The sequence below is a fragment of the Desulfobacter sp. genome (assembly GCA_028768525.1).
Classification (GTDB): Bacteria; Desulfobacterota; Desulfobacteria; order Desulfobacterales; family Desulfobacteraceae; genus Desulfobacter.
This window is the reverse complement of record CP054837.1, coordinates 3831377-3844912: the sequence shown is the minus strand read 5'-3', so window position 1 is coordinate 3844912 and position 13536 is coordinate 3831377. Positions and strand designations below refer to the sequence as shown.

The following is a 13536-nucleotide window of genomic DNA, read 5'->3' as shown; positions in this document are numbered from 1 at the left end:
GGTATGGCGTTCCGGTCCTCCAAAACCGCGTTCGCCCCCTCCCCGCTCAAGACAACATTCTCCGCCATCTCAAAGCCCCAATAAGCAGCATGAAAAAATATCGCCTTCATCCACCAACGCTCTGAAGAAGTAAGGCGCTTAATATAGAATCTGGCTTTTTGTTATCTTCAAGAAAGAAATTCAACAGGGCATTATGTTGACTGTTGCAATCCTGGCCTGGGTATGTTTAATCTCCAATAAAATTGATTCTCGTTATTGGGCCAACCTTTCCAAGATGGTTGGATAACATTCATTAAATTTGAATGATGGCTGATTTATTCTACTCAACAATATTCTTCATGTTTCCCATATATTTGGTCGTTGGGATTCTCTTAGTGCGATTACTCTTTGTTAAATTTATTAATCCCGCAATTGGTTTTTCCGGAAAACAAATATCAAAAAAAATAAATTGGGAAAGTGCAACCGTAAAAGGAGAGGACTATGAAGTTTACCAACTTCCGAATTCAATAAAGATATTGGCAATTCTTATCGTCTGCTATACGACATATTATGTTTTTAACAGAGAATCAACTTATGGTGGCCTTTTCGAGAGTTATTTATTCTTTGGGTTAAGTTGGGCCTTTTTTTTATTCCAAATTTATAAGATCGAACTTATCGAAGATCAATATTTAGTCTTTCACAGGGTTTTAAAGAAAACAAAATTTGAAATCAAAGAAATAACGCATGATTTTGATGGTATCCGATATTACAGGTTATACTACAAAAATGGCTCAGTCTATTTAGACCATATGATTCAGGGTATAGAATCCTTTAAAAATAGAATAAATAAGTTGAACCCAGAAATGAGCCACGAAGAGCTTTCCGCTAAAAACCTTCACAAAGATATTTGGGGATTTCAGTTTGCTTTTCACTACATAATTTTTGGACTTGGTCTAATAGCGTTGATCATATTCGTTTGTATTAAAATATTTTTTAATTTCTGGACATAACGAACGGCTACACAATGATACGGACCTTTACGCTGCGCTCCGAGATTGGCAACTGTGAGCCTTGGTGTTAAAGTCAACTCTATACATTAGTATCCTGATCTTCAGAAGAAGAGGCTTGCAAAAATCCTGCTGGTAAGGATATTCTCCGATATAGTTAATTTTGGTTTCTCTATGGATTCAATATCTTTTCAAGGGATAAGAGGGGAAACAATATGAAGTATGAAATTCAGGATGAATCAAAAAAATATGGTCGTTTTTTGATAAAGCTATCTGGCCCATTCTCGATAGACAGCCAAATATCTATGCTAAGGGAATTAGTCAGTCATTCCAATTGGAGGAAAGGACTGAATCAAGTTATAGACGCCCGGGAACTTGAATTTGAAAATTATAATATCAACGAAATTGACTCAGCAGCTTTGTCAGTTGCCCTGCTAAAAAAACATTTTGAGAACAGCCGCCATGCAATCATACTTTCAAAGGAAGCGGATGGGCTCATGAAATCTGAAATGTTTAACTTCCTGACTGGTGACAAAGTCGGGTGGGTTTCCAGGATATTTACAGAAGACGAGTACGAAAACGCATTAACGTGGACAAAAAAATAAGTTCAATCTCCCAATAAAAGCGGATTAATGCAATCGTTTGTATGTAGCACGCCTGCTCTTTCTTTTGGCTTTTTTAAGGGGGGCCCCTTTGTTTAATCATGAGCGATTCTCTTTCCAAGCCGAAAAAAATCATGTATATTAAGCGCCCTTGATGACAGCCCCACCATACTCAGGAGTACCATGGACGATACCAGCATAATTGACGAACTATTCAAGAACTACAACGCCCTCATTGCCAGGATTGATGCCCACACTGCCGCCATCCAGGCCAACTGGGACGGGCAGATTGCCTGCAAAAAAGGATGCGACGACTGCTGCCGGTTCCTGAGCCTTTTTCCAGTGGAGGCCTTTGCCCTGTCCAGGGCCTTTTGCGCCCTGGCGCCGCCGGACCGAGAAAAGGTGGTTGACCAGGCCCGGGCAGGTGAAGAGAAATGCCCCCTCCTGGTGGACCATGCCTGCATGGTGTACCAGGCCCGGCCCGTGATCTGCAGGACCCACGGCCTGCCCATCTACATGGAAAAGGGCGGTAAGGTCCAGGTGGATTTCTGCCCCGAAAATTTCAAGGGCTTGACGGAACTGCCCAAAGAGGCCCTGCTGGACATCGACCAGCTCAACACCCTGCTGGCCGCTGTAAACGGCCATTTCCTGGAAAACCTGGATGCGGACCTGCCGGACCGGATCCCGGTCTCCGAGGCACTGGAACTCTGGCAGGCCCTGGAAACAGACTAGAAAACAGCAAGGCGGGCGCAGCGGTCGCACCCCGGCCCGCCAAGGGTTGCATCCCTGCAACCACCCGGCCATATTCAGCCGTCCCTCCCTTTACAACCCATTCAATTCAAAGCATTTTTCAAAAAATGGGCTCTGGCACCCATTTTGCTCAAATCACCTCTGGATTTATAAGGAAACTAGAGGTACAACAAAACAGGCAAAAAAGAGGCGAAAACAGTCTTTTGCCACGATAAAAATTACAAAACCTAATAGAAGGAGGGTGTTCAATGAATGCATTGCTGATGATGGTGCTGGCCTTTGCCGGGTATCTGTTAATGTACAATCTGTACGGAAAATTTATCGGACAGAAAATTTTCAAATTGTCCAAGGAGGCCATCGCCCCTTCCGTTGAGCTGGAAGACGGCATAGACTATGTGCCCACTAAAAAAGAGGTGATCTTCGGCCACCATTTTACATCCATTGCCGGCACCGGCCCCATCGTCGGCCCGGCCGTGGCCATTATCTGGGGATGGGTTCCCGCCCTGATCTGGGTCTTTTTCGGCTCCATCTTCATGGGCGCGGTCCACGACTTCGGGGCCCTGATCATCTCCATGCGGAACCAGGGCAAATCCATCGCCGACTATACCGCCAAATACGTGAACAACCGGACCCGGTTTTTCTTTTTCCTCATCGTATTTTTAGAACTCTGGATCGTCATCGCCATTTTCGGCCTGGTCATCGCCGTAGTCTTTGCCATGTACCCGGCATCGGTATTCCCCGTGTGGTGTGAAATCCCCATTGCCGTATACCTGGGCCACCTTATCTACAAAAAGGGTAAAAGCGTGATGACCTGGTCCATCATTGCCGTGGTCGTCATGTACATCACCGTATTCCTGGGCGTGGTCATGCCCATTAAAATGCCGGCCATCGCCGGCATTCCGGCCACCGGTGTCTGGACCATCCTCCTGGTGACCTATGCATTCATCGCATCCACCCTGCCCGTCACCACCTTGCTGCAGCCCCGGGATTTTATCAACTCCCACCAGCTGCTCATCGCCATGACCCTGCTGGTTCTGGGCGTGATCCTTTCCGCCTTCGGCGGCAACCTGGAGGTGGTGGCCCCGGCCATCCAGACCACCCCGGCCAAAGCCCCCCCCATGTGGCCCTTCCTCTTTATCACCATTGCCTGCGGCGCCATCTCCGGTTTCCACTCCCTGGTATCCTCGGGGACCTCGGCCAAGCAGGTGAGATATGAAACCGATTCCCTGTTCGTGGGCTATGGGTCCATGCTCATGGAAGGCGCCCTGGCCACCCTGGTTATCGTTGCCGTCTCCGCCGGTATCGGCATGGGCTATGTGACCAAATCCGGTGAAACCCTCACTGGCGTGGCCGCCTGGACCACCCATTACTCTTCCTGGGCTGCGGCAGCAGGCCTGGGCTCCAAGGTCGGCGCCTTTGTCAACGGCGCCGCCAACATGATCGCCTCCATCGGCCTGCCCAACAGCGTGGCCGTGGTCATCATGGGCGTATTTGTGGCCTCCTTTGCCGGCACCACCCTGGATACGGCCACCCGTCTCCAGCGGTATATTGTTGCAGAGCTGTTCACCGCCGTAAGAATGCCCTTCCTCACCGGCAAATACACCGCCACCCTCATTGCAGTGGGTACGGCCCTGGCCCTGGCATTTGCCACCGGCGCCGGCGGCAAGGGCGCGCTTAAGCTCTGGCCCCTGTTCGGTGCGGTCAACCAGACCCTGGCCGGCCTGGCACTGATCATCATTGCCGTCTACCTGAAAACCAAGGGCGGCCTCAAGTGGCTCATCGCCGGCATCCCGGCGGGCCTGATGATGGTGATGACCATCTGGGCTCTGGTCATGAACCAGACCAAATTCGGCGCCAGCCACAATATGCTCCTGCAGTCCGTCAACGGCCTGATCCTGGTGCTTGCCATCTGGATCTTTGCCGAAGGCGCCATCAAACTGATGGGTTCCGACAAACAGCCCGGCGCCACCCAGACCAACCCCTAAACAACAGCGGGCAGGGCGAAAGCCCTGCCCCTTCTTATTATGATGAACCGTTTAAAAAAACTTTATTTTATTCTGCTTCTGCCGGCCCTGGTTCTCTTTGCCGCCTATTACCTGGCCCTTGAAACCAAACTGGTCCGGCCGGGGCAGATCACCCTGCCGGAAACCTTTAACGGGCTGCTGTTTACATTGGCCGCCGTCACCGGCATTGCCGGCCCCATATTTATCCGGACCCTGTTTGCCAACAAATTCAAAGACCAGCACCAGGTCCCCGAAGCGGCCTTTTATTCATTCCAGGCAAAACTGCTGACGGTGTCGGGCATCACCCCCTATATTGCCTTTGCTGCCGCGGCCTGCGAACTGCCACGGTTCCATGCCGGGGCCATCGTGCTCATGGCCCTGTACAGCCTCTACTATTATTTCCCTTCGGCCAGGCGGATCAATTTTGACCGGAAACTCTTCAGGGTAAAAGAAAATGCCGCCTGAATTCCTCAATAAAATTGTCCGAAGACTGAAGGAGATCTGGCAGACCGCCGACGAGGTGGCCCGGACCAAGGCAGTGGACCGCATCGAAGACGAGCTTGAAGAGCTTGAATACATATTTGCCGTCCTGACCCAGGGGGCCTTCATCGGCATGCCCGCCCCTCCGGTGCAGATCAGCATGGACCTGCTGCCCGAGATGGAAAAGGAGCTGGTGCTCCTCCTGGACCGGGTGGAAACGGCAAACGAACCCTTATCCAGATTATTCTCGGTGTTTGACATCTCATGAACCTGAATCCTAAAAAGAAAGATTCCAAAAAGACAGGCCCCAAAACCCTATTTTTCCTGGGCAAGGGCGGCACGGGCAAGTCCACAGCCTCTGCCCTCACAGCCCTGGAACTGGCCGCCAAGGGCAGCAAGGTGCTCCTGGCCTCCTTTGACGACGCCCACAACCTTTCGGACATCTTCCAGGCGGAGTTTTCCCACCGCCCCGCCCGGGTGGCCGATAACCTGGAGGTCCTCCAGGTGGACCGGGACCGGGAAATCAAACGCTACCTGGACCAGACCACCAAGAAGGTCAAACAGAGCTACAACTACCTCACGGCCTTTAACCTGCACAATTATTTCGATGTCCTGAAATTCTCCCCGGGCATGGAAGCCCATGCCCTGGCCACCGCCTTCACAGACCTGAAGAAAAAGCACCGGGGTCTGGATTACCTCATCATCGACATGCCGCCCACGGCTCTGTCCATGCACTTTTTCAACCTGCCCGCCCTCTCCCTGCTCTGGATTGAGCAATTGGAAAAGCTGAGAAACGAAATCAACGAAAGAAAAGAAATCATCTCACGAATAAAGGTGGGTAATAAGGAAATCCAGCGGGACAAGGTGCTGGCCAGAATCAAGGCCCTGAAAACCGACCACCTGGACCTCAAGGCATTTTTCGGGGATCCGGAAAGGGCACTGTTCATCGCCGTACACAATGGTGAGCCCCTCTCCCGGGCCGAAACCCAGCGGATCATCTCCCAGCTGGAGGCCATGGGCATCGGGATCACCGGCCTCATCCTCAACCACAGAAGCCCCTCCCGGCCCCGGGGCGAACTGCCTGCTGAGATGGCCGCCGTCAACAGCATGGAACTGCCATATTCCGCCGATCCCCTCATCGGCATGGACACCCTGAACCATTATGCCAAAAAAGAAAAAATCAACCTGGCCCCGCTATTATCCTGACCCCGGAGAAATAAAATATTGACAAAAAGCAGGGGCATATCCTACTAATCATAGGAACATTCTGCCTGAAGGCAGATCCATTTACCGACATTTAAGCGATACCAACAATAATAGACCACGAAGGTCCCTTTAAGGTGCTGCATGCCCTTGGACCTTTGTGGTTTTTTTATGGCATGCCGTTTCCTTGAACTGGACCGAAAATATTCAATGGAGGCCGGCTATATGGACAGACTCAAAGAAAAAATCGAACGCTACTGGAACTGGAGAAGCACCAGCTACGGACTGGACCATGACAAATCCCTTGAAACGGCCCAGGACTGGGAAGCCACCCTCCAGGACCTGGTTGCCGGGTTCAAGACGGCCTCCCCCCGTGCCCTGGATGTGGGGACGGGGCCGGGACAGTTCGCCTTTTACCTGGCCCGGGCCGGCTTTGATGTCACCGGCATTGACCTTTCCCCCAATATGATAGAAACGGCAAAAGAAAAGGGGCAGGAACTGGGGCTTTCCGTTGACTTCAGGACCGGGGACGCCGAGGCCCTGCCCTTTGAAGCCAATACCTTTGATGTGGTGGTATCCAGAAATCTGGTATGGACCCTTCCCTCTCCCGAAACCGCCATTCAGGAATGGCACAGGGTGCTGAAGCCGGGGGGGCGGATCATTATTTCAGACGGGTTCTGGAAAAACATGACCTGGCAGGATATCCACCGTATTGCCCTTAAGACGGCAAAGGGGATTTTGAAAAAATCCTGTTTGACCTCCCTCCGTTTTTTTTACCATTATGCCGGAATGATCCATTCCCTTCCCCTCTATGAAGGGGTCCCCCATAAACGAATGGGGAAGCTGATGCAGCAGGCCGGATTCAAAGGGGTGCTTTTCTGTAATATCCGGGATTGTTTCAGGATTAATCCATATGGCATGGACAGAACCTCTTCCCCGCCCTTTTTTATTGTATACGGCGACAAGTAGACATTTTCAGGCAGAGCAGCCCCGGGCATCCACCCGTTCTTTTTGAAGGGCGCCGCCGCTGCCCAGCAGGTAGAATGAATCAAAAAGATTCATGCACAGGGCCACATTGACCGGTATGATGCTGATCCGCTGCCCGAGGCGGGGGGGATGTTTGCATCGGCTGACATCCACCCAGCCGTGTTCTTCGTGCAGCCTGAATATCCGGGCCCCGGGATATTCGCAGACATATCCCATTTCCAGGGATTCACGGCGGAGCAATTGTTTGGCGGACAGCCCCTTTGACCCCGCATCAATGATCACCTGGCCCGGCACCCTGTCGGAAACCACCGTGGCCACAATGCGGGCGGCGCAGTCCGCCGGCCGGCAATGGTTGAATTTCAGCACAAAATAGTCGTTCAAATAGGCCGTCCCCACCCGGATTTCATTGATATGGCGGAGCCTGTGGGTGTTAAAAAGGGAGGGGGTGGAACCGGAGGAGACAGTCTTGGGCCGGAGGCCGGCATTGCACAGGGCCCCATACACGGGGTCCCATAATTCATTGATCCCTTCATAGCTTTTAGGATCGTCAACCGCCTTTCCGTACAGATGGCCCAGATAGATCTGGATGCCGTCATATCGGAGCCCGGGGGTGTTTTCAGCATGGCGGGCCAGGGCCAGCACCTGCCCCGCATCGGCAACCCCGCACCGGTGGAGCCCGGCATCAAAAATAATATGGATACCGATCTCGGTGCGGCGGCCAAGGGCGGCCTCCGACAATTGGGTCATCAAATACTCGGAATCAACGGCCACCCGCAGGGTATGGATTTCAGCCAGCGCGGCCATCCTTTCCGCACACCGGCTCCCCAGAACCGGGTAGGCCACGGTGATGTCGCACCTTTCCTTTTCCGCCATCCTTTCGGCTTCCCCGGCTTTGGCAACGGCAATACCAGCGGCTCCGGCAGCCTTCTGCATCCGGGCAATGGACAGGGATTTATGGGTTTTAACATGGGGCCGGACCCCATAGCCCTGCGCACGGGCATAGGAATGGATCCGCCGGATATTCGCCTGGAGGACCTTTTCCTCAATGAGAAGAAAAGGGGTGGGAATATGGGCGGTGGCGCGGAGAATATTTTCCGGCATCATCATCTGTCCTTTCCGACCTGCCCGGCGGCTTTCACCACAAAAACCGATGTATTGTTCACCGGCGGCTTCGGGCGGATACGCCTGTATTCCCTGAGTCCCCCGGGCAGCCTGAAATCAGACTGAACATCCAGCAGGCGCCTGAGTCCTTTTTCATAAATGCGGTAGGAGAGTCTGTCCCCGTCGGCCAGCCGGGCGGCAAGGTGTGAAAAAATCTCCTCTTTGGGCAGCGCGTCTGCACCGACCATGATCAGGTTGGCCGCCTCCGGCAGGGGCAGGGAAAAATGGTTCCCCTTGATGATTCGGATATGGTCCGCCAGCCCAAGCGCTGAAATTAACTGCCGCGAAAGGCTTGCGTATTCGTCACATTGTTCTATGCCGATCCCCTGAATTTCGTACAGGGTGCACAGAGAGATCAGTGTCAGGGGCAGAGGGCCACTGCCGAGAAACACCACCCGGTCTCCGGCAGAGAGGCCACCGCCCTCATATTCCATCCGTGCCAACGCCAGGTAGTTGGGATAATAGACGAACCCTTTGATGACCTCCCAGGGGGTCGGGGAAGCAATGATGGACTTTGCATTGTTGATCTCCATACGCAGCCCGTTTGCCCGCTTCATCCGTGAAATATGCACCATGGCCGGCTGAAGTTCACCGTCGTTTCTGAGGCTCTCGGCCTCCCGGTCATCCACATCCATTGCCGCCATCCGGTCCAGTTGCCTGAAACAGGGATATAATTCCTCCTGCTCTCCGCGGAGAAGCGAGGCCACCGAAATATCGGAAAGGGAGGCATAGATGTCCATGAACTCTGTTTTGATCAACTCCAGGTCTGCCATATCCTTCCTCTGCCTTCCGGCTGAAACCACCAGGCCCCGGCCCTAGGTATTAATCTGCATGAATACCGTGGTGTTGTTCACCCGTCCCGTAGGGGCAACGGCCTTCACGATTTTAAACCCCCGGATCTCCTCGGGCTGGACCGGTTTGTAAAGAACGGCCCTCATGCCGGTATAGGTCCGGAAGATCACCGGTGCCGCCGGCCCCCGCTTATCCAGAATGTTCCTTAGTGTGTTGAAAATCCTGGTTTTGGGTTCGGCCAGGGCCGCCACCAGTATGATATCCCAGTTTAAACTGTCCAGGCAGGACTCATCCCCCTGGATGATTTCAATATCCTTTTGCAGTCCCAGATGGCGGACCACTTTTCTGGACAATTCCACGGTTTCCGGATTGGCGTCAAGCCCCATGGAGCGGATGCCGTAGAGCCGGCTCATGAGAATCAGGGTCATGGGCACCGGTCCGCTTCCCAGGAAAAGAAACCGGCTTTTGGATGAAATGTGCATGGCCTCTATCTGGTTTCTCACCAGGGCTTCATAGCGGGGATACAAAGGGAAATTAACCAGATGGGCCCAGGGGTCTTTGCGATGAATCAGTTCCTGGGCCAGCCGGGCTTCATGGATACTGAAAAAGGCGGTGTAATAGGACCGGATCAGGGGGAGGGTCTGCCGGATATCCGCCTCTTCCAGAATGAGCCCCGACAGGTGGGGGCCGGCGTTCATATGCGCCAGGTCATCCAGAAGCTGGTAGAGCCGGTAGAGTTCATCCGGCGGAAGCGCCGTGAGCATGTCATGGGAATATTGTTCTATCCTGCCGGCAAAGCCCATGATATGGGGCTTGATGATGGCCAGGCTGTTCCGGCAGTCTTTGCAGCATCCCAGAAAATCATGCTCCGCCAGTTCGTGTTCATGTAGAAAATTGATATCATGCATGGCTTATCCCTGGACTTGCAGTTAGTAAGACGATTTCAGAGTATTCAGTCCAATCCTACCCGATTGGAGAGTATCCTGACTTTCGCCGGAATGGCAAGGACAAATAATTATCCGGATATGGCGGCTGACATCCTGGTCACCCTATAGCTCGCCAAGGTATTGGGGGCACAGGCAGCCCACACTTTGGCATGCCGGGAAAAGCCATGCCGGGAAACCGCTTGCCAGGGACGGAATATTGATGATAAAATCCTTCATATTAAGCTTTTCGTAAACAATGCCCATTCGCCGATTTAATTTATAAAAGAGAAATATAATGAAAAGGCACACCCCATTATATATTCTGATTTCATTTAGCATCCTCACCCAATTTATTTTCCCATGGGCAGATTTTTCTGAGGCAGATGCAGGCGGGCTGGTCTTAGCTGTAACAGAAAAGGAAGAGACACAGGCATTCCGGTGGTACACCTATCTTTACAATGAACTGGGGAAACGGCTGGGCATGGATATTCAACTCCAATACTATCCCCCCAAAAGGGCCAGTGTTATCTCCAACAAGGGGATCGTGGATGGGGAAGCCGGGCGCATCCGGACCTACGGCGGGCTGAATCCGAATCTTATCAGGGTTGAAAATAAAATCACCTCGCATGTATTTTCCGCTTTCACCCTTAATCCTTCCATTCAACTGGACGGATGGAAGAGTTTAAAAAGCATTGACCATATAGTCGTCGGTTACAGGCTTGGCATCACAGGAACGGAAGCTGTTTTGCCACGGCTGATAAACGGAGATAATCTGTCTCCTGTCACCAATACATACCTTGGCCTGAGAATGTTGATCAAGAGGCGTATCGATGTATATGTGGATGGGGAAGCCGCTGTGAGGCATTGGCTGCAAACAGATGAATTTCAAGACGCCGGTATAAAAAAAGCCGGGGAGATGGCAAAAGTAACCATTCACTGCTATCTGCATAAAAAGCACATGGAGCTGGTGCCCAAACTATCAAACATGATAGGGGAGTTGCGGAAAAAAAATCTGATAAAAAAGTATTATTGGAAGGCGGTCAGGGAAACGGAATCAACGGATACGGGGCAGGAAAATCCGCTTGGACTGCCGCCAACATTATAAGCGCCCCCTTTGCCGCCACGGTTGTCATCGCAGGGGGCATCAACAGGTACAAAGATAAATCAACCGGGAATTGCAACAAGCCGGCTTGCCGGAACCACTTGGATGCGGCCCTTGAGTTTGGGTAGCTCGATTCTGAGGGTATCCAGGGTGGCCTGGTAGGGGTGGCCGATGCCGATGGCATGGCCGCTTTTTTCAGCCCGGCGGAGCAATTTGCGGAACTGGCCGGAGATGTAATCGATCTTCTGGTAATTATCCAGAAAGATGTCCCTGTGGGAAAATTTCAGCCGAAACAATCGGGCCGAAGCCTCTCCCTTTGAATCAGGGGCGGTTTTGGAGTCAATAAAAAACAAATCCTCTTTTTTAAGCACCGTGAACACCTGGTTCATTTTGTCGGAAAGGGCGGTGAGCCTGGAGCCCATGTGATTGTTTACCCCCTTGACACCGGGAACCGCATCCAGGTCCTTGCGAAGCTGCGCCAGAAGAGCATCCGGCGACATGGAGGCCAGAAGCGCACCGGGGCCGGGATTCACCCTGGGGTACTGGGTGGGTTCCATGGGCAGGTGAAGCATGATCTCCGCCCCTCTGGCAGCAAGCCTGCCGGCAATGGTCTTGCCGAAGGGAGAAAAGGGAAGCACGGAAAAGGTGATATCCGGATCCACTTCGAACAGCGCCATGGCCAGTTGCTTGTCATAACCGATATCGTCAATGATGATGGCAATTTTCGGAGTTTTGTCCCCGGCGGCCGGCCCCACCGGCCTTTTCCGCGTATGTTCCGGCGCGACACCTTCAAAGACCTCATAAACGATGCTGGACTGGTCGGTTTTCTTCATGAGCCCCGGGGTCTTTGTGATGAGCTTTGGGGAGTCGTGGACAGGCTTGGTGACGGTCACCGCCCTTTTCTTCACCTCCGGCGGCACGACAGTCTCCCGGTGGCCAGGGGAGGAGGACACCTTCACCGCCCCAGGTCCGGGATCGACGGGACTGCCGGATTTAAGAAGGATATCCGCAATCATGGCCGTGGTCATGCAGATGGCCAGCAGGATGGCAATGCCCAGCCCGATCTTTTTCAGCTCATGGATCAGGCCGGACCGGGCCGCTGGTTTGGCGGTTTTTTTCCTGGTTTTCCTTGGGGGTGACGCTTTTTTTACTGCCGGCCGCCGTTTTTTGGCCGGGGCCTTGGAGGCGGCCGGTTTGGTCCGCCCCCCGGTCTTCTTTTTAACTGCCATTTACTTTACTGAAGATTCCGTAGCTGATGAGAATATCAAGGGCCCGTTTCACCTGGGCGTCTTTATTCAGCTTATCCACCTCAAGGTCTTTGGGAGTTTTGGTCTGTTTTTTCTCTTCTTTATCTGCAGGGCCTTCGGGTTTCAGGCTGTTTTTCAGATTTTTTTCCTTCATCATCCGTTCAAAAGCAGACCTTTTTGGATCTTTTTTTATCACGGTACCCGAGGCCGCCTCAATATCCGGCAGAATTCCCTTGGCCTGAATGGACCGGCCCGAGGGGGTGTAATACCTGGCAATGGTATACTTGATCCCGAAGCCGTCTTTCAGGGGGCGAACGGTCTGCACCGAGCCCTTGCCGAATGACGGCGTCCCCAGAATCAGGGCCCGGGAATGGTCCTGCAGGGCGCCGGCCACGATTTCAGAAGCCGAGGCGGAACCGCCGTTGATGAGTATTACTATCGGGTAATTTCGCTCGGTTTCATTGGGGTAGGCCTTGAATTCCTGGGTGTTTTTCTTAAGCCGCCCCTTGATGGAGACGATGAGTCCCTTTTCCAGGAAAAGATCGGAAATCTTGATGGCCTGGTCAAGCAGGCCTCCGGGATTGTCCCTGAGGTCAATGATCAGTCCCTTGAGACCGGGCGCCTCTTTTTCAAGGGTTCCAAGATGCTTTTCAACATCCTCAAGGGTATTCATTCTGAAATTGGTAATTCTCAGGTAGCCGTATCCAGGGGCAAGCATGGCAGATCTGACGCTGGTCATGGGGATGAGATCCCGTTTCAGCTTGAATTCCAGGGGAGCGGCCTCTCCGTCCCGGATTACCGTGATTAACACCTCTTTGTGCCTGGGCCCCCTCATCTTGCTCACCGCTTCCCACAGGGCCATGTCCTTGGTGGATTCTTCGTCGATTTTTATAATGATATCACCGGCGACGATGCCGGCCTTGTAGGCCGGCGTCCCCTCAATGGGGGAAACCACGGTGAGAATGCCGTCCTTCATGGTGATGACGATGCCGATGCCGGAAAACTTTCCCTTGGTATCGTCCTGGAGATCCCCGAAAGCCTCGGGGGGCATAAAGGAGGAATGGGGATCCAGATTCCCCACCATCCCCCGGATGGCATTGTGGATCAACTCTTCGGCATCCACTTCATCCACATAATTTTTCTCAATCTCTTCCAGGACATCGGCAAAGAGTTTCAGGGATTTATAGGTCGTATCCCCGGCCGCCCGCACTGGCGATACCTGTCCGGCCCACAGCAGGACCGTCACCAGCAGGGCCAGGGCGCAACGCCCCATCATCGGAAAATAATCATCTTTCAT

Annotated in this window: 14 protein-coding genes; 9 read left to right on the top strand and 5 right to left on the bottom strand. The window is 52.8% G+C overall.

The annotated features are described in order from the left end of the window. Positions 1–302: 302 nt before the first annotated feature. From HUN04_17095 to HUN04_17060, 8 genes are all read left to right on the top strand, one after another. Entirely contained in the window at positions 303–989 is a 687-nt protein-coding gene (locus HUN04_17095) for a hypothetical protein (protein WDP91319.1), read from the top strand. 212 nt (positions 990–1201) lie between these two features. Further along, positions 1202–1591, top strand: coding sequence for a hypothetical protein (locus tag HUN04_17090; GenBank protein ID WDP91318.1), 390 nt, complete (start codon positions 1202–1204; stop codon positions 1589–1591). Between the two features lie 180 nt (positions 1592–1771). Next, positions 1772–2320, top strand: coding sequence for a YkgJ family cysteine cluster protein (locus HUN04_17085; protein WDP91317.1), 549 nt, complete (start codon positions 1772–1774; stop codon positions 2318–2320). Between the two features lie 266 nt (positions 2321–2586). Then, entirely contained in the window at positions 2587–4323 is a 1737-nt protein-coding gene (locus HUN04_17080) for a carbon starvation protein A (GenBank protein ID WDP91316.1), read from the top strand. 39 nt (positions 4324–4362) lie between these two features. Continuing rightward, a complete protein-coding gene (locus HUN04_17075) occupies positions 4363–4806 on the top strand; it encodes a hypothetical protein (protein WDP91315.1) in 444 nt (147 codons plus the stop codon). Next, on the top strand, positions 4796–5089 hold the full coding sequence (locus HUN04_17070; GenBank protein WDP91314.1) for a hypothetical protein: 294 nt from the start codon (positions 4796–4798) through the stop codon (positions 5087–5089). The genes HUN04_17075 and HUN04_17070 overlap by 11 nt, the downstream gene beginning before the upstream one ends. Further along, positions 5086–6027, top strand: coding sequence for an ArsA family ATPase (locus tag HUN04_17065; GenBank protein WDP91313.1), 942 nt, complete (start codon positions 5086–5088; stop codon positions 6025–6027). Before HUN04_17070 ends, HUN04_17065 begins: the two co-directional genes overlap by 4 nt. A gap of 207 nt (positions 6028–6234) precedes the next feature. Then, positions 6235–6993, top strand: a complete 759-nt coding sequence (locus HUN04_17060; GenBank protein WDP93326.1) for a class I SAM-dependent methyltransferase — start codon at positions 6235–6237, stop codon at positions 6991–6993. A gap of 6 nt (positions 6994–6999) precedes the next feature. Here the strand turns inward: HUN04_17060 and HUN04_17055 are convergent, their stop codons facing one another. The 3 genes from HUN04_17055 to HUN04_17045 are packed head-to-tail and all read right to left on the bottom strand — an operon-like array spanning position 7000 to position 9872. Next, positions 7000–8118 carry an alanine racemase gene (locus tag HUN04_17055; GenBank protein WDP91312.1) on the bottom strand — a complete coding sequence of 373 codons (1119 nt, stop codon included), beginning with the start codon at positions 8116–8118 and terminating at the stop codon, positions 7000–7002. Next, the gene (locus tag HUN04_17050) at positions 8115–8945 is read right to left on the bottom strand and encodes a methyltransferase (GenBank protein WDP91311.1); all 831 of its coding nucleotides are present in this window, start codon (positions 8943–8945) and stop codon (positions 8115–8117) included. The genes HUN04_17055 and HUN04_17050 overlap by 4 nt, the downstream gene beginning before the upstream one ends. A gap of 42 nt (positions 8946–8987) precedes the next feature. Beyond that, positions 8988–9872, bottom strand: a complete 885-nt coding sequence (locus HUN04_17045) for a nicotianamine synthase (protein WDP91310.1) — start codon at positions 9870–9872, stop codon at positions 8988–8990. A gap of 562 nt (positions 9873–10434) precedes the next feature. Between HUN04_17045 and HUN04_17040 the strand changes: the two genes are divergently transcribed. Further along, positions 10435–10995 carry a hypothetical protein gene (locus tag HUN04_17040; GenBank protein WDP91309.1) on the top strand — a complete coding sequence of 187 codons (561 nt, stop codon included), beginning with the start codon at positions 10435–10437 and terminating at the stop codon, positions 10993–10995. A gap of 59 nt (positions 10996–11054) precedes the next feature. Here the strand turns inward: HUN04_17040 and HUN04_17035 are convergent, their stop codons facing one another. Further along, positions 11055–12221, bottom strand: a complete 1167-nt coding sequence (locus HUN04_17035; GenBank protein ID WDP91308.1) for a divergent polysaccharide deacetylase family protein — start codon at positions 12219–12221, stop codon at positions 11055–11057. Continuing rightward, positions 12211–13536, bottom strand: coding sequence for a S41 family peptidase (locus tag HUN04_17030; protein WDP91307.1), 1326 nt, complete (start codon positions 13534–13536; stop codon positions 12211–12213). Before HUN04_17030 ends, HUN04_17035 begins: the two co-directional genes overlap by 11 nt.

Coding starts and splice junctions, on each gene's coding strand:
- HUN04_17095 (WDP91319.1), top strand. CDS start 303: ATGATGGCTGATTTATTCTACTCAACAATATTCTTCATGTTTCCCATA.
- HUN04_17090 (WDP91318.1), top strand. CDS start 1,202: ATGAAGTATGAAATTCAGGATGAATCAAAAAAATATGGTCGTTTTTTG.
- HUN04_17085 (WDP91317.1), top strand. CDS start 1,772: ATGGACGATACCAGCATAATTGACGAACTATTCAAGAACTACAACGCC.
- HUN04_17080 (WDP91316.1), top strand. CDS start 2,587: ATGAATGCATTGCTGATGATGGTGCTGGCCTTTGCCGGGTATCTGTTA.
- HUN04_17075 (WDP91315.1), top strand. CDS start 4,363: ATGATGAACCGTTTAAAAAAACTTTATTTTATTCTGCTTCTGCCGGCC.
- HUN04_17070 (WDP91314.1), top strand. CDS start 4,796: ATGCCGCCTGAATTCCTCAATAAAATTGTCCGAAGACTGAAGGAGATC.
- HUN04_17065 (WDP91313.1), top strand. CDS start 5,086: ATGAACCTGAATCCTAAAAAGAAAGATTCCAAAAAGACAGGCCCCAAA.
- HUN04_17060 (WDP93326.1), top strand. CDS start 6,235: ATGGAGGCCGGCTATATGGACAGACTCAAAGAAAAAATCGAACGCTAC.
- HUN04_17055 (WDP91312.1), bottom strand. CDS start 8,118: ATGATGATGCCGGAAAATATTCTCCGCGCCACCGCCCATATTCCCACC.
- HUN04_17050 (WDP91311.1), bottom strand. CDS start 8,945: ATGGCAGACCTGGAGTTGATCAAAACAGAGTTCATGGACATCTATGCC.
- HUN04_17045 (WDP91310.1), bottom strand. CDS start 9,872: ATGCATGATATCAATTTTCTACATGAACACGAACTGGCGGAGCATGAT.
- HUN04_17035 (WDP91308.1), bottom strand. CDS start 12,221: ATGGCAGTTAAAAAGAAGACCGGGGGGCGGACCAAACCGGCCGCCTCC.
- HUN04_17030 (WDP91307.1), bottom strand. CDS start 13,536: ATGAAAGATGATTATTTTCCGATGATGGGGCGTTGCGCCCTGGCCCTG.